The 21661-nt window shown below is 60.3% G+C and carries 24 protein-coding genes and 3 pseudogenes; 12 read left to right on the plus strand and 15 right to left on the minus strand.

All coding sequences use genetic code 11. The features are described from left to right. Window positions 1–100: 100 nt before the first annotated feature. A pseudogene (locus H4I99_RS24530) lies at window positions 101–1054 on the plus strand (DUF1403 family protein). 2 nt (window positions 1055–1056) lie between these two features. Beyond that, window positions 1057–1425: pseudogene (locus tag H4I99_RS17465) on the plus strand (SMC-Scp complex subunit ScpB); the annotation flags it as partial. On the opposite strand, the pseudogene H4I99_RS17470 reads toward H4I99_RS17465, so the two are convergent. Further along, window positions 1398–2162, minus strand: a pseudogene (locus tag H4I99_RS17470) (IS3 family transposase); the annotation flags it as partial. The pseudogenes H4I99_RS17465 and H4I99_RS17470 sit on opposite strands and share 28 nt — an antisense overlap. Window position 2163: 1 nt before the next feature. Beyond that, window positions 2164–2457 (minus strand): hypothetical protein, encoded by a 294-nt coding sequence (locus H4I99_RS17475; protein ID WP_186663356.1) that lies wholly within the window; start codon window positions 2455–2457, stop codon window positions 2164–2166. A gap of 16 nt (window positions 2458–2473) precedes the next feature. Between H4I99_RS17475 and H4I99_RS17480 the strand changes: the two genes are divergently transcribed. Continuing rightward, window positions 2474–3139, plus strand: a complete 666-nt coding sequence (locus H4I99_RS17480; RefSeq protein WP_244625167.1) for a TetR/AcrR family transcriptional regulator — start codon at window positions 2474–2476, stop codon at window positions 3137–3139. 265 nt (window positions 3140–3404) lie between these two features. Here the strand turns inward: H4I99_RS17480 and H4I99_RS17485 are convergent, their stop codons facing one another. After that, the gene (locus H4I99_RS17485) at window positions 3405–4355 is read right to left on the minus strand and encodes an aldo/keto reductase (protein WP_163897564.1); all 951 of its coding nucleotides are present in this window, start codon (window positions 4353–4355) and stop codon (window positions 3405–3407) included. A gap of 176 nt (window positions 4356–4531) precedes the next feature. On the opposite strand from H4I99_RS17485, the gene H4I99_RS17490 reads away from it, so the two are divergent. From H4I99_RS17490 to H4I99_RS17505, 4 genes are all read left to right on the plus strand, one after another. After that, complete coding sequence (locus H4I99_RS17490) at window positions 4532–5428, plus strand: AraC family transcriptional regulator (RefSeq protein WP_163897567.1); 897 nt, start codon at window positions 4532–4534, stop codon at window positions 5426–5428. 521 nt (window positions 5429–5949) lie between these two features. After that, entirely contained in the window at window positions 5950–6591 is a 642-nt protein-coding gene (locus tag H4I99_RS17495; RefSeq protein WP_163897569.1) for a DUF2239 family protein, read from the plus strand. A 22-nt stretch (window positions 6592–6613) separates the two neighbouring features. After that, on the plus strand, window positions 6614–7069 hold the full coding sequence (locus H4I99_RS17500; RefSeq protein WP_163897572.1) for a DUF1330 domain-containing protein: 456 nt from the start codon (window positions 6614–6616) through the stop codon (window positions 7067–7069). Then, a complete protein-coding gene (locus tag H4I99_RS17505; RefSeq protein ID WP_342345163.1) occupies window positions 7066–7293 on the plus strand; it encodes an alpha/beta fold hydrolase family protein in 228 nt (75 codons plus the stop codon). Before H4I99_RS17500 ends, H4I99_RS17505 begins: the two co-directional genes overlap by 4 nt. Here the strand turns inward: H4I99_RS17505 and H4I99_RS17510 are convergent. Further along, entirely contained in the window at window positions 7280–8032 is a 753-nt protein-coding gene (locus tag H4I99_RS17510; protein WP_163897575.1) for an IS6 family transposase, read from the minus strand. The genes H4I99_RS17505 and H4I99_RS17510 overlap by 14 nt on opposite strands. A 168-nt stretch (window positions 8033–8200) precedes the next feature. Between H4I99_RS17510 and H4I99_RS17515 the strand changes: the two genes are divergently transcribed. Beyond that, window positions 8201–9295, plus strand: coding sequence for a nucleotidyltransferase family protein (locus H4I99_RS17515; protein WP_163897578.1), 1095 nt, complete (start codon window positions 8201–8203; stop codon window positions 9293–9295). Window positions 9296–9376: 81 nt separating this feature from the next. Here the strand turns inward: H4I99_RS17515 and H4I99_RS17520 are convergent, their stop codons facing one another. Then, window positions 9377–10282: a LysR family transcriptional regulator gene (locus H4I99_RS17520; RefSeq protein ID WP_163897581.1), complete on the minus strand. Its 906-nt coding sequence runs from the start codon at window positions 10280–10282 to the stop codon at window positions 9377–9379. Between the two features lie 103 nt (window positions 10283–10385). On the opposite strand from H4I99_RS17520, the gene H4I99_RS17525 reads away from it, so the two are divergent. Next, on the plus strand, window positions 10386–10937 hold the full coding sequence (locus H4I99_RS17525; protein WP_163897584.1) for a carboxymuconolactone decarboxylase family protein: 552 nt from the start codon (window positions 10386–10388) through the stop codon (window positions 10935–10937). Between the two features lie 73 nt (window positions 10938–11010). Here the strand turns inward: H4I99_RS17525 and H4I99_RS17530 are convergent, their stop codons facing one another. Continuing rightward, window positions 11011–11661 carry a peroxiredoxin-like family protein gene (locus tag H4I99_RS17530; protein WP_163897586.1) on the minus strand — a complete coding sequence of 217 codons (651 nt, stop codon included), beginning with the start codon at window positions 11659–11661 and terminating at the stop codon, window positions 11011–11013. Between the two features lie 95 nt (window positions 11662–11756). Between H4I99_RS17530 and H4I99_RS17535 the strand changes: the two genes are divergently transcribed. Continuing rightward, window positions 11757–12647, plus strand: a complete 891-nt coding sequence (locus H4I99_RS17535; RefSeq protein WP_163897589.1) for a LysR family transcriptional regulator — start codon at window positions 11757–11759, stop codon at window positions 12645–12647. Window positions 12648–12672: 25 nt separating this feature from the next. On the opposite strand, the gene H4I99_RS24360 is transcribed toward H4I99_RS17535, so the two are convergent. The 7 genes from H4I99_RS24360 to H4I99_RS17570 form a co-directional block, all read right to left on the minus strand. Then, window positions 12673–13248: a CGNR zinc finger domain-containing protein gene (locus tag H4I99_RS24360; protein ID WP_206110922.1), complete on the minus strand. Its 576-nt coding sequence runs from the start codon at window positions 13246–13248 to the stop codon at window positions 12673–12675. 131 nt (window positions 13249–13379) lie between these two features. Then, window positions 13380–14327, minus strand: a complete 948-nt coding sequence (locus H4I99_RS17545; RefSeq protein ID WP_163897592.1) for an alpha/beta fold hydrolase — start codon at window positions 14325–14327, stop codon at window positions 13380–13382. A gap of 340 nt (window positions 14328–14667) precedes the next feature. Continuing rightward, window positions 14668–15303, minus strand: a complete 636-nt coding sequence (locus H4I99_RS17550; protein WP_163897595.1) for an NrsF family protein — start codon at window positions 15301–15303, stop codon at window positions 14668–14670. Window positions 15304–15355: 52 nt separating this feature from the next. After that, entirely contained in the window at window positions 15356–15991 is a 636-nt protein-coding gene (locus H4I99_RS17555) for an NrsF family protein (protein ID WP_163897598.1), read from the minus strand. After that, entirely contained in the window at window positions 15978–16544 is a 567-nt protein-coding gene (locus H4I99_RS17560; RefSeq protein WP_163897601.1) for a sigma-70 family RNA polymerase sigma factor, read from the minus strand. Before H4I99_RS17560 ends, H4I99_RS17555 begins: the two co-directional genes overlap by 14 nt. Before the next feature lie 117 nt (window positions 16545–16661). Continuing rightward, on the minus strand, window positions 16662–17393 hold the full coding sequence (locus tag H4I99_RS17565; protein WP_163897604.1) for a glutathione binding-like protein: 732 nt from the start codon (window positions 17391–17393) through the stop codon (window positions 16662–16664). Further along, window positions 17390–18007: a TetR/AcrR family transcriptional regulator gene (locus tag H4I99_RS17570; RefSeq protein WP_163897607.1), complete on the minus strand. Its 618-nt coding sequence runs from the start codon at window positions 18005–18007 to the stop codon at window positions 17390–17392. Before H4I99_RS17570 ends, H4I99_RS17565 begins: the two co-directional genes overlap by 4 nt. 238 nt (window positions 18008–18245) lie before the next feature. Between H4I99_RS17570 and H4I99_RS17575 the strand changes: the two genes are divergently transcribed. After that, window positions 18246–18950: a DUF1223 domain-containing protein gene (locus H4I99_RS17575; RefSeq protein WP_163897609.1), complete on the plus strand. Its 705-nt coding sequence runs from the start codon at window positions 18246–18248 to the stop codon at window positions 18948–18950. Between the two features lie 164 nt (window positions 18951–19114). Here H4I99_RS17575 and H4I99_RS17580 read toward each other — a convergent pair whose 3' ends face one another. Then, window positions 19115–19531: a CopD family protein gene (locus H4I99_RS17580; protein WP_163897612.1), complete on the minus strand. Its 417-nt coding sequence runs from the start codon at window positions 19529–19531 to the stop codon at window positions 19115–19117. 50 nt (window positions 19532–19581) lie between these two features. Beyond that, on the minus strand, window positions 19582–20085 hold the full coding sequence (locus H4I99_RS17585; RefSeq protein WP_163897615.1) for a hypothetical protein: 504 nt from the start codon (window positions 20083–20085) through the stop codon (window positions 19582–19584). A gap of 232 nt (window positions 20086–20317) precedes the next feature. Here H4I99_RS17585 and H4I99_RS17590 point away from each other — a divergent pair, with 232 nt between their 5' ends. Then, window positions 20318–21646 (plus strand): tetratricopeptide repeat protein, encoded by a 1329-nt coding sequence (locus H4I99_RS17590; protein WP_163897619.1) that lies wholly within the window; start codon window positions 20318–20320, stop codon window positions 21644–21646. The last annotated feature ends 15 nt before the right edge of the window (window positions 21647–21661 follow it).

Consider the following 21661-nt stretch of genomic DNA (forward strand, 5'->3'; position numbering starts at 1 on the left):
GATAATGCAACATTATCAGCTATTTTTATTCTGCAACGGGACGTGCGCTTTTATGCGACATAATTAGACAAAGCCGCACATCTGTCGTAGGCTTACATATATGGATTCGCACGTTCTCACCCCCGCCTTACCCTTTCGCCTCTCCGCGCCTCTGCCGGGCTGGGCCTTGCCACGCGGGCGTGAGCCGAGCGAGGCGGATGCCGCCTTTTCCGCCGGTATCGCCCTGAAATCACTGGATGATCTCGTTCAGTCCGGACCGCTCTGGGGTGGCTGTTGGCGTGCCCGGCAAGCCTTGAGATGCGCCACGTCCGCCGTCCGGCTGATGGGTCGCAACGAGGAAGAGGCTGCCCTTCGTGATGCCGTTCTGCTGACGATGCGAGGTGACGACCCCGGGCCGGCGGGAAAGGTGTTTCTGGCCTACTAAAGGCTCGCGGCGGCGAGAGGTGCGACGGGCTCCCTATTCGCCGCGCAATTTGCCGAGCTTCTCGGCCTTGTCTGGGATGACCGGCTTGCCACCGCTGTCGATCTTGCGGATGACGCGCTTCAGTCTGGTAGTGCGGTGCCCCTTGCGGCGGCGGATCTGGTGGCGGCGATCCTTGCCGAACGGCCGGACGCCGAGCCGCTTGCCTGGGCGCTCGCCGATGGATTGATCGCCGCCTCGCTGAAATGGGCGCATCCCGTGCCGCTGCTGATGGCTGAGCGCTACGGTCCGGCCTTTCGGACAATCGGGGGCAGGGGGCGCGTACGGTCGGGCGAACGGGGCTTCCCGCGTGCCGTCTGTCTGGCTTTGGTCGAGGGCACCGGCGTGGCATTACGCTTGGCGGGAGAGATCGGCCGCCGCGCCGACCAGCTTCTTGCCGTGGCGCCGAAGGTCAGGACCAAGGGTGCCGAAGTCGTTATCCGCAAGTTGCTCGACGGGGACGCCGTGCCGGCCTCCGCGCCCGGCGGCACTCTATCCCGCTGGGCCTCTACCCGGCTGCTCGAGCGGCTGGAGAGCTTTGGCGCCGTTCGCGAACTGTCGGGCCGTTCGTCCTTCCGCATCTATGGATTATGAGCATGGCTGGATCTCCTGCAACCAAAGCATCCCGCCGGAAGGCGAACGCCGCAGACGAACGCCCGTTTGATCGGGATCTGGAGGACCCGCCGCCGGAACTACGCTGGCGGGAATGGATGCTGCGGGTCGAAGCGGTGATCTTTGCCTCGGCCGAACCCGTCAGCCGCGAGACGCTGGCGCGGGTGGTCGGAAAAGAGTGCAGCATCGATCTGCTGATCGACGATCTGATCGAGGAATTGCGAGACCGTCCCTATGAACTGGTGTCGGTCGCCGGTGGCCGGCAGCATCGCACCCGGCAGCGGTTTGTGGAGACGACCCGGGCTTCATCAGCGCCGACACGGGGATCCGGCGTCTGCCGGTCAAGCGATGAATGTGGGCGTCGACTATTGTAAAAGGTCAGATATCGGCCAATTCCGACGCGGGCCTCCGATACGGTCTTGTAGGCGTGGAGGTAGACCTCTTCGTATTTGATCGAACGCCAGACCCGTTCGACGAAGACATTGTCGCGCCATGCGCCTTTACCGTCCATCGAGATGGCGATTTCCGCCTTCTTCAGCACGGTGGTGAAGTCCATCGAGGTGAACTGCGAGCCCTGGTCGGTGTTGAAGATGTCGGGTTTGCCGTAACGCGCAAGCGCCTCCTCGACCGCCTCGATACAGAAGTCCGCCTCCATCGTGATTGACAATCGCCACGACAGAACACGTCGGCTGAACCAGTCCACGACAGCGCAAAGATAGACGAAGCCTCGCGCCATGGGGATATAGGTCAAATCCATGACCCAGACTTGGTTGGGCCTTGTAACCGCCAGCTTGCGCAGGAGGTAGGGATAGATTTTGTGCCCAGGTGCCGGTTTCGACGTGTTCGGGCGACGGTAGATCGCCTCAATGCACATCTTCTTCATCAGCGTGGCGACGTGTCGCCGCCCAGTCTGCAGCCCTTCTCCCCTCAAGAGCCCTTGCAACATCCGACTTCCGGCAAAGGGGTAGTCGAGATGCAGTTCGTCGATCCGCCGCATCAAGGCCAAATCGCCGTCAGGCATTGGACGTGGAGAATAATAGACGCTTCCACGGCTGAAGCCGAGCAGCTTCGCCTGGCGCACGACGGATAGCTTAACGGACGATGACGATGTCATCCCAAGCTTCGCCGTCCTGCCCGACCAGAACGCCACGAACGTTTCCAACCCAAAAGACGGAGAAATCTTCTCCTTGTGCGACCGTGTTGAAGGCGGGCGCATACCTCTGAAAATAGGCCTCGCGTCCTGAGCAGGCAGGAAGATCGCTGGCGACTTCATAGGCAGCCATCTCGCGGTAGCGCACCATGTTGACCATATAGACCGGGCCCGCGACCGCCAGTGCTTTCGCCGCAGTTTCGATCGCAGCTTTCTCGTATTCGATTTTAGTCATCTTTCTTCCTCGCTTGATGGGGTCCCGATGCGGATCGGGTGTCGCCACATTTGTCATTGCAAATAAATACGTACAAATGTATTTATTGGCAATGGCAAGACCTTCTCTTCGCGAAAAAATCATCGAATCCGGCGTGCAGACGCTGCATGAGCGTGGATATTCGGGTGCGGGCGTGCGTGAAATCACGGCCGATGCCGGCGTTCCGCAAGGTTGTTTCACCAACCATTTCCGATCCAAGGAGGCCTTCGCGAGCGTGGTCCTCGACCGCTATCATCAGCGTACGCAGGTCATAATGGACACGACGTTGCGTGACGAGAAACTGCCTGCGGTCGATCGGCTCCGCGCCTATTTCGACGAGATAACTCGATGGTTGGAAGAGGCGGGTTGGCGGTACGGCTGCCTCGTCGGAAATCTAAGCCTCGAAATGTCCGAGCATAGCGAGGTGCTTCGCAGCCATCTGATCGAGGTGTGCCGGTCGCTTACGGATGCTTTCGCTGATGTCCTGCGGATTGGGCAGGGGCAGGGTGAGATAAGCCGCGACCTTGATGCCGATGACATCGCGACATTTCTCCTCGCCTCCTGGGAGGGCGCGATGATGCGGATGAAAGTCGATCGCTCGCCTCAGCCGATCGAGCAATTCAAGCGGGTGCTGTTCGCCACGGTCCTTCAGCCACCGCGTTGAGAGAAGCCTTCTCGTTCCAGGGGATGAGGCGCTTCGAGCCGTATCTATCGTTTCTGGCAAACGGCGGACCTTCCCGATCAGCGGAATAGTGAACAGGCGTGCAAAGCTGTCTCCGGCGAACATTCCAAGCGGAACGAGTCTCCAGCCGGATGAACGCGACCCGGCTACGAAAAGCCGCCTCCGCCAGCGGCCGATAGTGCGGTCCGCTGGCGTTTCGGCATGTCCATGCTGTCCCTCGCGATGCAACAGCGGGGCTGCCGTAGTCTCACATATCCTTTTCCCACCAGCCGCGGGTGTTTACGCCTGCGGACTGAGCGAGAACTTCCAACTCGGCGATCTCATCATCTGAGAGCGCCAGTGCGGCGGTCCGGATCAGGCCCTCGACATGGTGGGGCTTGGTGACGCCGACGATAGGGGTTGCCCCTTTGCCAAGAGCCCAGGCCGTCGCGATGTCCGCAGCCGTCGCCCCATGGCGTTGACCGATGTTGTAAAGCCCGCCGATCAGGCCCTGCAACTGGGGCAGCATGGCGTTGTAAGCCTCCGCCCGGTTGGTGCCGCTGGGCATTGGGTTTTGGGCACTATACTTTCCGCTTAGCGCGCCCTGCTCGAGCACCATATAGGCGAAGAACGGGATATTTCTGTCGCGGCAGTACTCCAGAAGGCCGACGTTCTCGGGGGCACGATAAAGCAGGCTGTAGTGATTTTGAACGGCCTCGACCCGATGCCCGGCGTCTTCCAGGATTCGGTTAGCGCGCTCAATCTCGTCCAGGTTATGGTTCGAGACGCCGACATGCCGGACCTTTCCGCTCTCGAGCAGCGGAATGAGCCGAGGTGTCCACCGTTCCACGTCGGCCGGATTATGTATCCAGTAAAGGTCGATGTAGTCCGTGCCAAGACGGGCGAGGCTCTGTTCGAGCATATCCGCGACCGGATCATCGTCGGTTCCGGCGGCCTGTGGGGTGAACTTCGTCGAGATTTGGTAGTCGCTGCGGGGATAGTGTTTCAGTACCTCCCCAAGTACCGTTTCAGACCGCCCCATGCCGTAGACCACTGCCGTGTCCCACAGGGTGAACCCGGCCGCCTGGGCGGCTTTGGCGATGTCGCCCAGCCCATCGCGGCTCAGCGAGCTGCCAAAATAGCCAGCGCCTGCATCGCCGCTATCGCCCCAGGCCCAGGTTCCCAACGCTACCTTCGGCGTTTTCATTGTGTCGTTCATCGTCCTTGCTTCCGTCTCTGTTTGCCGCCAGATCTGTTGTGATCCGACACACTGCTCGGGCAGGATGGTGCAAGCCGTGCCGTACCGTGAGTCTGATGCACCGGAATTTCTGCACGATCCTCCGAGACAGGCGAGATGCACATTGCGTGCTTGCTCTGCAGATTGGATAATTGGGTATGGACAGAATTGACGAAATCGCTGGGCTTATTGCCCGACATGTCCCGGCGGACGGGTTTCATACAGCGCCGATCGCACGGCTAACGCTTGCGCGATCGTCTACCGTGACGATCCCGATGCCCAACGTCTATCGGCCGCAGCTTTGTTTTGTTGCACAGGGGCAAAAGGAGGTTTCGCTCGGAGATCAGTTGTTCACATATAGCCCCGGTCGATACGGGGTCGTGACATATGATCTGCCGGTGATCGGCCATGTGGTCGAGGCCACGCCGGCCAACCCCTATCTTTGCCTATTCATCGAATTCGATCCGGTCATGCTGGCCGATCTGGCGCATCGCATACCGCCGCCAGTTGGAGTCATCGCGCCGATTGGCAAGACGGTAACCGACGCCGATCCTCCCCTGCTCGACGCGGTGCTGCGTCTGATGCGGTTGCTGGACGATCCGGCAGCACTTCCGGTCCTCGCGCCGCTCGCCGAGCAGGAAATCCTCTACCGACTGCTCGCCGGGCCGGACGGGGGCAGGATGCGGAGTGTCACCTCCAGCCAAGGCCGGGTTGCACAGGTCGGTCGTGCCATCGCCTGGATTGGCAAGAACTTCCGGCAGCGCTTCAGCATAGAGACGCTCGCTGCGGAAGTCGGGATGAGCCCGTCTAGCCTTCATGAACATTTTCGCGCCGTGACGGCGATGACACCGCTCCAGTTTCAAAAACAGTTACGGTTGCAGGATGCGCGCAGCCTGATGCTTGTCGAAGACATCGATGTGGCGAGTGCCGCTTTGCGGGTGGGGTATGAGAGCCCGTCGCAGTTCAGCCGTGAATATCGTCGCCTCTTCGGTGAACCACCGGCGCGCGATGTCGCCCGGCTGCGAACTCTGCCGATCATGGCCGGCGTCGCGTGAAGGCGATCATCGCCTTGGTCCCGAAATTTCCTTTAGGCCTACAGCCGCACGACGAGCTCGCGCGCGGAGACGCCTTCACGCTGCCCGTTCTCAAGGGGGCAGATGTAAGATGTCCGCTTCTGTTCACGGCGCGACAGAAGCGGACTGACCGCCTCCGGCCCCTTTGCGGACATTACCAATGAACCAGGTGCTTGATCTGCCCCGTCTATCTGCCGGCACGCATTCGGAATGAAAGCATACCGGTGTTCGACTCCTTTTAAGAGCAAACCAACCGCTCGCCCGTCCAGGGTTATTCCTTCGAGGACCCATTTTGTGAGCGACGTCACTGTATGCCTTAGAAATTTACGAGTGCTGCCTCTGACATTAACTGCGCGCAAGTTTCTACGGAGGCTGACATTAATGGCCTCGTCGGAGCCGCCATTCGCCGCGCGGGCGCAACAGCGGTATATTTTTACCCGGATATAATTGACGTGTCAATTTTGTCCGGGTAAAAATCGCGTCTCTATCAAAGGGAGTGCGCAATGTCCGATCCCGCTACAAAGACCTGTACGGCGTTTGCCGGGGACAGATTGCTGCTGAGCGCGCCATTATCCGAGGTGGCTTTGGCGGTAAAGCGCTCTCCAGATGAGGTTGGCGCAGTCCTCGTCTTCGATGACACGACGGGGCGTCCCATCGATCTTGATCTGCGCGGAAGCGATGCAGAAGTTCTTGAAAGGCTATCGCAACCTCCGAAGGCGTACCCAGGACGCTACCGCCCCAAAACCGAGGTCGCGCCGGGCCCGACGGAGTCCGAGGAAATTCGGAGCCCCGCGCCGCGTGGCCGACCAAATCTCGGTGTCGTCGCCCGGGAAGTTACCTTGCTTCCCCGACAGTGGGAGTGGCTGGGCGAGCAGCCAGGCGGTGCGTCCGCAACGCTAAGGCGTCTGGTTGAAGAGGCACGAAAAGGGGCGGGCCCGCGCCAACAGAGGCGGGCGGCACAAGACGCTGCCTATCAGTTCATGCATGCGATCGCGGGCGATCTGGCCGGCTACGAGGAAGCGACGCGCGCCCTTTTCGGTGACGATCGGACATCATTGGAACAACAGATCGCTACGTGGCCTGAAGACATCCGCACCTATGCGCTGCGTCTCGCCTTCGGCGCTGGCGAGAACCAAAGCGCTTAACCCGCCATTCAACGGAATACCGATGACCAGAGCCGACTCCATTTCCTACCTCGAACCGACACAAGAGGCTGGCCGCAGGTTCGTACAGCGCAACCTTGCCGGTCCCGTCGTGATGCTCAACCTGCTGCGCTTCAGGGGCGTTGCCGATTATTCGGGCCACCCTGAGCTGGCACCTGCCAGGCCGATCAGCGGTGCTGAGGCCTTCAATCTCTATGTTGAGCACACACTGCCCTTCTTACGAGAAACCGGCGGCGATCTACTCTTTCTCGGCCATGGCGGTCCCTTCCTGATCGGCCCGGCCGATGAATATTGGGATCTGGCGATGATGATCAGGCAGGCCAGTGCTGCGTCCTTCCTCTCCTTCGCCAGCCATAAGGGCTATCTCGCTGGACTTGGTCACCGCACAGCGGCGGTGATGGATTCTCGACTTCTGCCATTGTCCGAAATGGCGCTACCCGCCGGAGGAGCGAGGTCATGAATATTGCAAAGGCCAATGGCATCGAGCTCGCGTGGGACAGTTTCGGCTATGCCGATGCGGAAACGATCCTGCTGATTTCGGGGCTTGGAACGCAGATGATCCGCTGGTCCGAGCCTTTCTGTACAGGGCTGGCCGCACGAGGCTATCGCGTGATCGGGCTTGTCGCAAAGTCTTGTTCGGCCCGTAGTTTGCCCCTGAAGGGGATGCGCCTCACCCTTTGTTAACCTTTTGAAGTCCGAAGAGGCGCCCGAGCAGATCATTCTGGTCGTTGACTGTCCACTCGCCGGAAAAGCCGAAGCCTTTCCGCAACCACAACATCGCTTCGAATCCGGCGATCGTTCGGCGCGCCGTTTTAAATGACTGAAAGCAGCCGATCTTGGGCATGTTCTTCTTCACTCGGAAGTGATCGCTTTCGATGCCTTGTTGGAGATGCTTGGTGACATAATGTAGCGGGCCTGGACGCAGGAGCCCGTCCTCGACGGCTGTCTTGATCGTTGACGGAAACGTGTTGGCGCCATCTGTGCCGATCTTCCCCGGCGAGAGTAGCGGCTCGTCCTTGAGCATCATGCGAAAGAATCGCTTCGCGGCATCAAGGTCGCGCTTTGCGGTGAGCAGGAAGTCGATCGGGTTGCCCTGCTTGTCGATGGCGCGGTAGAGGTATCGCCACTTGCCGCGGATCTTGACGTAGGTCTCGTCAATCCGGACTGAGCCGCAATGCGGCTGGCGGAACTGGCGCAGCCGCTTCTCGATCACCGGCGCATAGGCGAGCACCCAGCGGTTGATCGTACTGTGGTCCACCTCGAAGCCGCGCTCCCGAAACATCTCTTCCAGGTTTCGATAGCTGAGCGGATAGCGTAGATACCAGGTCACCGCCTGCACGATAAGCCATGCCTCGAAATGCCGCCCTTTGAAATCATCCTTCGCCTGGCGCTTCAGCTTCTCGGCAATGGCATTCAGAATCATTTGTACGCTCCACGACACTGGAAGCGGAAATTTCCCCACTGATGGTCAAAAGCTCGTTAACCACGAAAATTTGCGACAGGCCCCGTAGAACCCGCGTCCTATATTGCGACCTATCATTTCGAGCGTTATACTGTTTTTGAAAAACAGTATAACGCCGGAATCTAGCTTATGAAATCCGTCGATCTCATGTACCAGACTATGCTCGCCGAGCTAGGTCAGCGCTCGCTCGACGCCGCTTGGACGGCTGATTTCCCTCCAGAGGGGCGATTCACCCCCGCGAACATCAAGGGACGCAAGTATTGGTATTTCGACATCCCGGATGGACACGGTGGTACCAAACGTCGCTATGTTGGTCCTGCTGACGATCCGGATATAGCACAACGCGTATCTGATCATAAGCGGGACAAGGACGACCTACGCGCTCGCAGGCGGTTGGTAAATACCCTCACGCGCGAAGGTGGGATGATTTCCCCCGACGCCATGTCGGGCGACATTGTCGAAGCTCTTGCCGATGGGGGGCTCTTTCGACTCCGTGGCGTTCTCATCGGCACGGTGGCCTTTCAATGCTATTCAGGGCTGCTGGGCGTGCGCCTTCCCATGGCTGCCATACTGACCGGCGATGCGGACATCGCTCAGGATTATGCCATCAGTCGAGAGGTTGAAGATAGTCTGCCTCCGATCGTGGAGTTGCTGCAGGACGTCGACGCCAGCTTCCGGCCCGTTCCACATAGATCGGGATCAGGGGCTTCGTCAGCGTTTCAGAATGCCGACGGCTACAGAGTTGAATTCCTGACATCGAACCGTGGCTCGAACGACTACGTCGATCAGCCGGCACAAATGCCTGCTCTTGGCGGTGCCAGCGCGGATCCACTACGCTTTCTCGACTTTCTCATCAGGGAACCGGTAAGGACAATCCTGCTCCACCGAAGCGGCATCCCGGTCGTCGTACCTGACCCGGCTCGGTATGCCGTCCATAAGCTCATAGTCGCCAGCCGTCGGCACACCGACGGGCAAGGGCCGGCGAAGCGCGAGAAGGACATTCGCCAGGCCGCGCTGCTTTTTGAGGCGCTGCAGCAGACAAGGCGATCCGCCGACTTGGCCCTCGTCTACAATGAAGCATGGGAGCGCGGCCCTGGGTGGCAAGACGCTATCCGAATTGGGGCGGGAATGCTGCCGGCACCAGATGCGGACCGGTTCAAAACGGTCCTAATCGACGGCGCAAAGAAAAACCGCGAAGAAATTGAACTTCCGTTTGGCGAATAGACCGTACCTGGATTGAATGCCAAGCTGCTGATCTCGTTGGAGGTTGCTCAGACAAATAGGGTGCCGAGAGTCCGATTCTGCTCAAGATCGATCGGCAAGGCGGCTTCGTAGTCGGGGCGTGGCAAAATCGAGAAATGCCCTGACCTTCTTCGGGATGAGGCCACGGGATGGGTAGACAATGCTGACCGGCCAGGGGTCACGCTCGTCTTCATCGAGGACGGTCATCAGGGAGCCTTTGGCAACGAGATCGTGCACCTGATAGGAAAGCACGCGCGCCAGACCCAGTCCGGCCATGGCCGCATCTATCGCCGCCTCAGCGGTATCGACTACGAAGCGGGAATGGATAGGCGCGTTCCGTTCCGTGCTGCCGTGCCGGAACGCCCAGGATCTGCTCGACATCAGGCTTTCGAAGCTGATGCAATCGTGATCCGCCAGATCCTCGAGGCTGCGGGGTACTCCGCGCGCCATCAGATAATCGGGGCTCGCACAGACCACCCGCCGGATCGTTCCGAGGTTTCTGAAGATCAGGCTGCTTTCGGCAAGCTTACCGATGCGTACCGCCAGATCGACATGCTCCTCGGCAATGTCCAACAGCCGATCGGACTGGATAAGGCGGACGTCGATCTCCGGAAAGACCTTCAGGAATTCCACAATCACAGGGAGAACATGCAGCCTTCCGAAAACGACCGGCGCGGTAATCGTCAGGCTGCCCTTAGGAGTGCGATATTCACCTGCCGCGGTTCGCTCGGCTTCCATGACGTCCTCCAGAATCCGCCGACAGGAGGCGACATATTCCTGTCCGGTTTCAGTCAGGATGAGGCCCCTTCCTGCGCGCTGAAAAAGGCGGGTGCCGAGATGCTCCTCCAGGCCGCCAATCCTGCGGCTAATGGTTGCAAGCGGAATGTCCAGCTTGCGCGAGGCTGCGGAAAGACTCCCTTCGTCCACCACGGACAAGAGCATCGACATGGCTTCGAGACGGTCTGACATGGTTTCCACAATTCGAGAGAATGGTTTCCGATTATGCCAGATAGTTGCTCATTCCGGCAGGATCTATTTTCCTCCCGTCAATCCGGCAATGAAAGGAAGTGTCATGTCTCGGATACGAATTCCCACCTCAGTCGAAGCTGCGCCTGCCGCCTCGCAACCGCTTCTCGAAGCTGTCAGGCAGCAGCTTGGCGCCACCCCCAACCTGTTTCTTCTGATGGCCACCAGCCCCGTTTCGCTGGAGGGGCATCTCGGTCTTTTCAGTGCGCTCGCAAAGGGAAAACTGTCGGTCCAGACGCGCAACCGGATTGCGCTTGCCGTCGCGGAGGTCAATGGTTGCGACTACTGCCTCTCCGCGCACACCTATCTTGGCCAGAGCCTTGCGAAGCTCAGCGATGCCGAGATGGAGGCAAACCGCGACGGCCGTTCGCAGGACCCGAAAGCAAATGCGGCGGTTCACTTTGCCGCGATGGTGGCGCGCGAACGCGGCAATGTTTCCGGCAAGGACGTCGAAGCCGTCAGGGCTGCCGGATATGACGATGGAGAGATCGTCGAAATCATCCTGCACGTCGCCCTCAATAGCTGGACGAACTATCTCAACAAGGTTGCCGACACGGAGATCGACTTTCCGCTCGTGAAGGCAAGGCAGGCGGCCTGAGAAGCCGTAGTGCCGATGGTGGCTGCGCCGTTGAACGGTGGAGGCTGCCATCGGCAATGTGCCGGATGCGGTCTCAGCCAGCGAGGTTGCCGAGGACCGGAAAGAGCACGGAAGGATCCGGGCGATGCGTGTAGTCAGGGTTCACTTCACTATAGCGAATGATCCCGTCGGTACCGATGACATATCGCGCGGGCATCGGAAGCGTCCAGCTCTGATCGCCGTTGAAGCCGGGCAGGTCGACGCCGAATTGCTGGTAGAGAGCTTTCAGGTCTTGCGGCAGGGTCCAGCGTAGACCGAACAAAGAAGCGACCTCACCGCCTGTATCTGTCAGAATCGGGAAGCCGAGACCCAGATCCCGCCGGGTCTTGCGGCTGTTTGCGCCAGTCTGCGGAGAAACCGCCGCGAGGCTTGCCCCAAGGGCCTCAAGACGCGGTCGGGCTTCCTCCAATGCCTTCAGGTCGGCATTGCAATAGGGACACCAGATGCCGCGATAGAAGGTCAGGACCAGCGGCCCCTTCTGCAACAGCCCCTCAAGCGTCACGTCCGCGCCGTCCGCATCCTTGAGTACGAAGTTTGGCGCACTGGCGCCCGCGCCAATGGCACGTTCGGCCAAGCCGGAAGCATGAAGCATGTCGGTTGCATTGCGCATGATTGTAAGAGCTTCGAGTGGGGCCTTGGCTTCGAAGTCTGTCTTGATGGCGTCCAGTCTATCTTGCAGCATCATGTCTGTTCTCTCATTTGGGGGGACGTGAGAAATGTCATCTATCCGCGCCTGGACGGCTAGCCCGTACATTGGGATTTGAGTTATCCATATCTGCTATGAATATAACGACGCTTCGACTGTTCGTACGTGTCGCCCGCCGGGGCAGCTTCTCGGCGGCCGGACGGGATATGAAACTCCCCCAGTCGACTGTTTCGCGCCAGATCGCCGATCTTGAGGAGAGGCTTGGCACGACACTCTTCCTGCGGACCACACGCGCGGTCGCCTTGACGGATGCAGGGCAGAAATACCTCGAACGCCTAGAGCCGATCCTGGCCGCACTGGATGAGGCTGAGCATGAAGCACGTGGCGGCGGAGAGCTACGCGGTACGCTACGGATCGGCTTGTCATCCTCCATGGCCATTCGCGAGGTTACGCCGCGGCTTCCGCAGTTTCTCGAACAGCATCCCAATCTCAAGCTCGAACTCCTTTGCGATGACGACCATCAGGATCTCGTCGTCGAAGCGGTCGATATCGCGCTTCGTTTCGGCACGCTTCCCGACTCGGCTATCGTCGCCAGGAAACTGGCGCGCTGGCCGATTGTGCTGGTCGCATCGCCAGCGTATCTCAATGCTGTTTCAAGGCCCGTCGAGCCACTCGACCTCATTTCGCTGCGGTTGATCACAGGGCCGCACAACCGGCAGGCGAGCTTCACATTCCGCAAGGGAACGCGGACCGTGACGGTCAAGCTTGAACCAGCCATCGTCTCCAGCCAGAACGAAGTGGCGACAGCTTCGGCGCTTGCTGGGCTGGGTATCGTCTCCATGAGTCTCGGCGGTTGCCGGGCGGAGCTTGATGCCGGGCGGCTTGTTCACGTTCTGCCGAAATGGGAGCTCGGTGCAATCGATCTGCATGCGGTTTTTGCCGCGGGGCATGCTGCGAAGCCCGCGGCACGCGCATTCGCGACATTTCTGGCCGAATCCTTCAGGCGTGACTACGGGCGCATCTGAAACCGGAAGGCAATGTACCGACGCTTTATTCCGTATCCGTCTTGCGTGCCCGGTGGCTCTTGACCTTGTGGCGGTTGCCGCAAACTTCCATGGAACACCACCGCCGCGCTCCGTTGCGTGAGCTGTCGTAGAAGACAAGGCTGCATGCCTCGCCGGAACAATGCCTCAACCTCGCCGGCTCGAAGCCAGCGGCGATGAAATTCGCGAAATCGACAGCGATCTCGCCGACCGCCGACAAAGGCTCGACGGGTATCTGCTGGAAAGCGAGCCGGCTCTCATTCGCGGACAACTGGGGAAATGACGCAGCCCGACGCAAATGAGAGTTGATAACGCCGATCGCATCGGCCGGCGGCCGGTTTCCTTCGATCAGGGGATCGAACAGTCTGGCAAGTGCGCTACGCAATTCCCTCGCCTCCTTCGCCTCGAAAGGGGCGTCGGCCGCAGGCTCCAGCTCCGCCGTGGCCGCCCATTTCTGCCAGCCGTCAGGGGAGGAGACGAGGTCTCCCAGGGCGTCGGATCTTGTGTTGACGAGATCGATCCACAGCCTGCCGCCGAGAAACGGCATGCCTTCACGAAAATCGCCCGGGGGATGCTGGGTCACGATCTGAAGCCTCAGTCGCTCGATTTGACGGTTACTCGCAATGTAGTCGTTCCCGGATATGTTGAAAGGCCGGATAAGACCATTTTCGACAGTGAGGCGCGAGGCGGGACAGGCCCGCCTCGCGGAACGTGTCATTTGTCTGGGAGAGTATCCAGGAAACGCAGGGTTTCCGCAGCAATCTCGTCGCCATAGGTCTCGAGTGCGAAATGCCCGGCATCGTAATCGTGCACTGTGGCGTTCGGCAGGAGATTACGGAAATATTCGACGCCCTTCAGCGTAAAGAAGGGATCGTTCCTTCCCCAGACGATCAGCGTCGGCGGTTGCTTCTGCTTCAGGAACTCGCCCCAGGCCGGATAGGCGGCAACGTTGTTCTGATAGTCGAAGAAGTAATCGAGCTGGATCGCGTCGTTGCCGGGACGGTCGAGCCCCGCCTGATCCATCGTCCACGCGTCGGGAGACAGGTTCTGCGGCCTTGTCGTGCCGTGTTCATACTGGAACCGGGTCGTATCGGCCGTCAGCAGCGCCCGGATCGGCTTCTCGGTTTCCGTATTGCGCTCTTTCCAGAAAGGGGCAAGCTGTTTGACTGCATCGGGGCTCCACCCTTCGACATTGGCAACGGCATTCTGGATGACGAGCCCCTGAAGACGTTCAGGATGCTTCACGGCAAGCCGGAAACCGACGGGGCCGCCATAGTCCTGCACGAACAGCGTGTATTGCCTGACGCCAATCGTCTGCGTGAATGCGTCGATGAGATCTGCGATTGAAGCGAAGGTATAGGAGAAATCTGCGGGCGCCACGGTGTAGCCAAAGCCCGGATAATCCGGCGCGATGACATGATAGCGCTCCGAAAGCTGCGGGATGAGATTGCGGAACATGTGGGACGATGACGGAAAACCGTGCAGCAGAAGCACCGTTGGCGCATTGGACGGCCCGGCCTCGCGGTAGAAGAGCTCGACTCCGTTGATCTTCACCGTCCTGGATTGAACGGCCCGGCTTGCGGCCGCAGGTTCGGCAGCCGCAATCGCAGCTGCAACAGCCGCGGTCGCCAGAGTCGGCAGCCGGGATAGGGAATGGGACATGGAAATCTCCGTAACCTTTGTTTTTGACAATTAATGGTTACATACATTTTGTAACTGTTAAAATATTATTTTATAGGTTACAATCACAAGGCCGTGAAATCGAGGGGTGGACATCAGGCGGCGTTCATGCCGGGCAGACCGGTGCGGAACAGTGCGGGCACGAGAATAAAACCCCGCAAACCGCATCGACCGGCGAGGAATGGCGATGAAACGCGGGCAAACGGTCGAGCGCGCCTGTCGAGGCCCGCAGCCGTTGCCGGACGAGCCGCAGGATGCCAGCCTTCTGCCGGAGGCGGAGGTTATGCTCTCAGGGAATGTTCGGGAACGGAAAGCCGGCGGCTTACCAGCGCAACAGGGAGCGACCCGCCAGACCGCCGCACAGCGTCACAAAGGTGACGGCGATGGTGTACCAACTCGCTATGAACAGCGGACTGTCGTCCGGGCAGTGCCAGGCATAGATCGCCGCGCCGATCGCCCCGGCCGCAAGGCCCGCAGCGGCACCTGCCGTGACGGGATTTTCCGGCGCTCCGCCCTTCAGCGCCCGAAGGAATGCCGCAAGCGGCACGAGCGAAAGCAGCGGAATGTAGAAGACGCAAAACGTGGAATAGCGGCCGACGAGTGCCGTTTTCCATTCCCCGGCGGGCGTCACGAAAAGCTCCGCGACGACACCCGCTCCCAGAATCGCGAGAGGCAGGAACAAAAGGATGATTGATGGCCGCAACGCCACCCCGGGCTTGCCGATCCTGAAAACGAGATTGCAGGCTGTCGCGGCCAAAACGAGCGTCACTCCGATCTTGAAAATCACCCGCAACGTCTGCACGGCTTCGGCGATATCCGTCCTGATCCCGATGGTGACCAGCAGGAAGAGGCCGGACAGCAGCACACCCGACACGAGAGCGATGGCAAGGCCGCGCGTCAGGCTGCGAGACACGGGAGCATCCTCGGCAAGAAGATTGATCAGGTCGTCGGTCTTCATCTTCACTCCATGCCGGTCGGTCGAACTGACGCCGACCGGCTGCAATCATCGCTTACCATCGCAACATGAACCGGCCGGCAACGTAGCCGCACAATGCGACGAAGGCGATCGAAACAGGATACCACAAGAGAACGAATAGCGGGCTGTCGTCATCGCAGTTCGATGCGTAGAAGGTGGCGGCGATGCCGGCGGAGACAAGTCCCGCCACAAGTCCGGCCAGTCCCGGGTTCTGCGGCGCGCCGTGCCGCAATCCGTAAAGAAAGCAGGCAAGCGGCGCAGCCGACAGCAGGGGGATCAACGTAAGGCAATTCAGCGCGTTGTGGCCGATGGCCCGCGGCAGCCATGTATCGGATGGCATCACCCACAATTCCGCAACGGCTGAAACCAGCGCCAGCGCAAGCGGCGAAAGGAGGAACACGGCTACCCCACCGAGCGGCACTCCGGGCTTGCCGATCCGGATAAGCACTGCGCAGGACGACAGCACCAGCGCCAGGGTTATGGCAAATTTGAAGAGAAAACGGCCGCTTTGGATCGCCAGGCCGATATCGGTGCGAAAGCCGATCATCATGAAGAACAGGATTGCTGCCATCAGCACGGCCGCACAGCCCGCGTTGATCAGGATCTGGTTCAGCGGCACCACCGGGCCCGGGTCCCTTGCCAGAATCCCTATAAGTTCATTCGTCTCCATTGGCACCCCCTCGAAAATGCGCGGACAACGCCTTGAGAGCGCGGTGCAAGGAAACCCGAACCGCGACTTCGGTCATGTTCAGCCGCGTCGCGGTCTCGCGAACGCTCGCTCCTTCCACCGAAATCGAGCGGACGATCGTCTTTTGAGGATCGCGAAGCGTCTGCAGCATCCGTTCGACATCCAGCCGGTTCCCGATGTTGGCTCCGTCGTCAACGCCGAGGGTCGCGGCCACGTCTTCGATCGGAATGCTCACATGCCGGCCGCGACGGCGCAGGCCATCGATCAGCTTGTTGCGGACGATCACAGCAAGCCAGGGGCCGAGTGGACGGTCCGCGTCCCAGCTACCGCGTTTGAGATGGATGGTCAGCAAAACTTCCTGCAACACGTCCTCCGCCTCGCTTACCGGCACACCGAACTGGTCGCAACGCCTTCGCGCTATCGAGCGGATGTGCGGCGTGATCGTGACGAGCAGATCACGATAGGCGCGAGCGTCGCCGCCGATGGCGGCGCGCATCATGTTCGCCCATTCCATTTCCCGTTCCGAATTGGTCATCCTGCGGTTCCTTACGGATAGGGAGAGGCTTTTGTTACCGGCCTTCATCAATCTTGTGGCGAATGAGGCCTTCCACCTCGTTCACCGGATCGGCGCTACCGGCCGGATCGGGCCTTTTCAGCGGCGATTGTCTGCGGTTCTCCCGCCGGGTTGGGCCGTATTGGCGGCGTTCTGGCCGAACAGGATCTTCTTTCCGTCCTCCGTCACGGCCGGTCGGGCGGCGTAGGGTTCGCCACGGGCATAGGCTCGATGCGTCGCGTCCCGCTCGGCAATCGCCTTGAACCAGCGCTCGACATTCGGGAACGCGGACAGATCCTGCTGCTGGCGCTTCCACGGAACGATCCATGGATAGCAGGCCATGTCGGCAATCGAAAGCTCGTCACCCGCGATAAAGGAGCGGCCCTCCAGACGCCGATCCAGAACGCCGTAGAGACGATTGGTTTCGTTCACATAGCGGCTGATCGCATAAGGCAGTTTTTCCGGCGCATAGATACCGAAGTGATGGTTCTGGCCGGCCATCGGCCCGAGGCCTCCGACCTGCCAGAAGAGCCACTCCAGAACCGTCTTTCGCCCGCGAATATCCCGCGGCAGGAATTTGCCTGTCTTCTCCGCGAGATAGACGAGGATTGCGCCGGACTCGAATACCGTAATCGGCTCACCACCGTCCGCAGGTTCTCGATCGATAATTGCCGGCATGCGGTTGTTGGGCGAAAAAGCGAGGAAGTCCGGCTTGAACTGATCGCCGGCGCTGATGTCCACGGGGTGGATCTCATAAGGCAGTCCGGCTTCTTCGAGAAACATCGTGATCTTGTGCCCGTTTGGCGTTGGCCAGTAGTAAAGTTGAATCATGACGGCAAAAGCTCCTTCGCTGGTGGTATGGTGGGATCGAGCATCGCAAGAAGTGGTCTCACAATGCCCTCGAAAAGTTCGCGCTCCGGGCGCACGCGGGCAAGGACACGAATGCCGAGCAGCCCGGCGAGCAGCATCCTTGCCAGATCGGCGGACGGCTGGGCGGTGGAGATTGTGCCGTCGGTCTGACCCGACTCTACGCAGCGTTGGAAAAAGGCTTCTACCCGAACAAGCACCTGTGCGATCATTCGCTGGAACTCAGGATCATGGGGGGCGAGTTCGAGCGCCGAATTGACCAGCATGCATCCCTTGCGCTTCGGATCGGCCAGCGACCGATCGACGATTTCCGCAAAGAAGGCCTCGACCGCATCACGCGGTGGCAGGCTTGCCTCGAACCGGTTCACCCGATCCGCGAAGCTGTGTTCGACATAAAAATTCAGCGACTGACGGTAGAGGGATCGCTTGTCGCCAAAGGAATTGTAGAGGCTTGCCGTGGTCAGGCCCATGCTGGCGGCAAGGTCGCGGATCGACGTCGCTTCGTAGCCATGTTCCCAGAACCGCTCGACAGCAAGGCCAAGCACGGCTTCCTCGTCAAATTGTCTGGGACGTCCCACTGCCATCTCCGGGAAGCACGACCGAGTGATCGCGCGATGAAACTCTCCCGGCATGTTTTAGAACGACTGATATAAAATGCAATCCTCGCATTTCCATGAAGCCGGCCAATCGGAACTCGACCTGGCAGACGTGCCCTCACATTGGAGTGAAGGTGTAACAGGGCCCGCTATTGCTGCGAATGAAAGACGCCGGGCCAACGGGGCCTGGCGACCTTGCAACAGGAAGGGAAATGCTCTCATGCCGATTTCAAGAACCATCGCCATGCAAATCCTGTCGGCGGGCATCGTGCTCTCAGCGGCGGCGACAGCGCGCGCAGCCGATCAGCCGCTGACCGTCGTGGAACTCTTCACCAGTCAGGGATGTTCATCCTGCCCTCCCGCAAATGCCAATCTCATCGAGCTTGCCCGCGGCAGGAATATTCTCGTCCTGAGTTTTTCGGTGACATATTGGGATTATCTCGGCTGGAAGGACACCAACGGGCGGGAAGAGTTCACCGCAAGGCAGGTGGTCTACGAACCGGCGCTCGGCTTGCGCGGCCCCTTCACACCGCAGATGGTTTTCAACGGCCGGACAAGCGCCGTGGGCAACAATCTGCCGGAAGCGCGTGAACTCATATCGAGAGCGGAACCGCTTGCCGGCCCGGCCATTGCGGTCAACCGCTCCTCCGTAAAGATCGAGAGCGATCATGGTTTTCGACAGACTGCCGACATCTGGCTCGTCCGTTACGATCCCGCAGTCGAGAACGTTCCCGTATCGCGTGGTGAAAACCGTGGGAGCACGCTTGCCCATACGCATGTGGTGCACGCACTCCGGCATCTCGGAACCTATCAGGGGGAGGCTGTCAGGTTGAAATTCCCTCAGGCCGGACGAAACCTGCGCACTGCGGTCCTGCTCCAGCTGCCGCAGGGCGGTGCGCTTCTTTCGGCGGGAACCGATCGTTGAGCATTTCCAGCCGAAACGTGATCGCTTCGGCTGAGGATAATGCCGTAAAAACAAAAAGATAGAGCATTTTGGCGATCCCCTGTTCGCCGGAAATTCTCCAGAAGAGAATGTCGCGCCGGCCCGCGCAAGCCATCCGGCGCGATGCCCGAAGACGGTCCGGGCACTCAGAAGGGTTTGACGACAGCAAGAAAAACGATCGGGGCGAAGGCCAGGAGAACGGCTGCCGGCATGTAACCTCGAATGGATCGATAGTCCTGTCCGCCGAGAGCAAGCTTTTCCAGCATCGCACCGGAAAACAGCTGCAGCCCGGTCAGAAACGCAACGGGTATCAGCTTGAGCAGCATCCAGCCGGAATCGAACCAGCCGGCGTCGGCAGCCATCGAAAACCCCGCAGCCCAGGCCACGAAGAGGGCAGGGGTCGAAATGCGGCTGTCCCACCATATCGCCCTGCGGACCAGACATTGGATATCGGGCGAATATTCTTTGCCGGAAGTCAGCCGCAACAGGATGGCGACGAACAGCATGCCGCCGATCAGTGTTCCGACCGCGAAAACGTGGATCGCCTTGGCGTATATGTACATGTCCCGCACCTTCGGCTTGTCAAAGTCGGCTGCCCCGCTCGGGAGCGTCGTTATTGCTGCGCGTGGTTCAGTGCGACTTCCAGCCGGAGCCACTCGACAGTCTCCTGCAATTGTCTGATCCGTCGCTTCAGCAGCGCCGGCAGGTCGGGCTGGGTCGCAGTGACCTGCCAGAGGACGAGCTCGAAACAGGCACCTTTGGATTCCACCAGTGTCAGGCGTCCCCATAATTGAAAGACGAAGACGTCCGTCACGCTATGCAGGACAACGATTTCGTTCGGATCAACCACGGCCAGCGGACCGAAGCCTCTCTGATCGAGCGTCAGGAGACGCCCTCCTGCACCTGAGCGTACCGTGAACTCCCAGTTCTCCGTTTCATCGAGATGCGGCCACCACATCGATGGAGCTACCGTCAGTACGATACCGCTCTGGAGAAGGGCGAGAAGCTCTGGCGTCACGACATCGCCGCATCTCGTGTCGGTTCCTTCTCCAGCGATATCGGCGAGATCCTCGATGGCGATGCCGAGCTTGTCTGTTGCCGTTTCCGGGCGGGGCATAGTTCACTCCTTTGCCTTTGCGCTCTTCCGGATCGGGTTCGTTGGCCGAGGCCGGTTCGTTACGTCGGCGCGAAGATTTCCCGAAATCTTTCGCCCGAAAACGATGCGCGCCGGAAAAAAAGGCGCTCCGCTGTAACGATCCCCGGGCCGCGCTCGTAAACGCCAAAGTCGGCCCTCGACCGACGATGCCCGGATCACCTCGCTGTCCGCCGACCCACTCAAGGAGACTGAAATGAACCGTGATGCCTATGATCTGCATACCAGCACCGATAGCCTCGAGGCACGACGCGCGTTCGAACACGCGGTCCATGGTCTGGCAACGCACCGGCCAAATACGGGGGCCGCTTTGCAATCCGCCCTGCGCGCCGATCCCGATCACGTCGGCGCGCATGCGCTGAAGGGCTTTGCCAATCTCATTCTCGCGCGCTCGGAACTGAACACCGTCGCAGGCGAGGCTCTTGCCGATGCCCGACGTTCGCTCGCGGCGCGCTCCGGTGGATCCCGCGACGAGCGTGTTCTGGTCGAGGCGCTGGCTGCTGCCGAAGGCGGTTCCTTCACCCGGGCGATCGACATTCTCGACAGCGGCTTTTCTGAGCGGCCTGCGACATTTCTTCCCTTCAAGCTTTCCCACGCGCTGCGGTTCATGATGGGTGACGGGCCGGGTATGCTGAATGCGGCGCGGCGGGCGGTCGATGCCCTCGATCCCGCAAATACTGCTGCCGGCTTCATCCATGGCTGTCATGCCTTCTCGCTGGAGGAGGCCGGGTATTACGAGGAGGCCCTGAAGGCCGGGCAGAAGGCGGTCGCATTGCAGCCTGACGATTCATGGGGGCTGCACGCGGTATCCCATGTGTACGAAATGCGCGGACAAACCGCGGCAGGCATCGACTGGCTGGAAGACAGCCGGGGCGCCTGGTCGCGCTGCAACAATTTTTCCTTTCACATGGCCTGGCATCTGGCGCTGCTTCATCTGGAGCGTGGCGATCACGATCGGGTTCTGGAACTTTATGACGACGAGGTCCGTCCGCAGCCGACCGACGATTTCCGCGACATGGCCAATGCCGTCTCGCTTCTCTGGAGGCTGAACCAGATGGGCGTCCACACGGGCGCGCGCTGGCATGATCTCGCCGAGGTGGCCCGCGGCCGCCAGACGGATACCACACTCGTCTTTGCGGCCCTTCACAATCTCGCAGCTCTCGTCGCCATAGGCGATCGCAATGCCGCCGCAACGCTGGTTGCGGAGATCGAGGCCAGGGCTCTTGGCCCTGGAGATCAGGGCAGGGTCGCGGCCGAAGTCGGTGTGCCGCTTGCGCGCATGCTCGCCGGTCTCGGCGCCCCCGCGGATAGGCAGATGCTCGACCGCATGATGGTCAACCTGCCCAGGATCGGCGGCAGCAACGCACAGCGGGACTTCTTCGTTCTGGCCCTTGCCCGGGCGCTGGGCAGCAATGGCGATATCGCCGGCGTTTCCAGGGTGAGCGATGTGCGCAGGCACCTCAAGACCGAGGACCGCCTCCTTCGCTCGATCGAAATCGCCGCCGGACCGGGACTATCTGCCTGAAACCATCTGAAACCG

This window comes from Paenirhizobium daejeonense, from assembly GCF_014280875.1.
In the GTDB taxonomy this organism is placed as follows: Bacteria; Pseudomonadota; Alphaproteobacteria; order Rhizobiales; family Rhizobiaceae; genus Allorhizobium; species Allorhizobium daejeonense.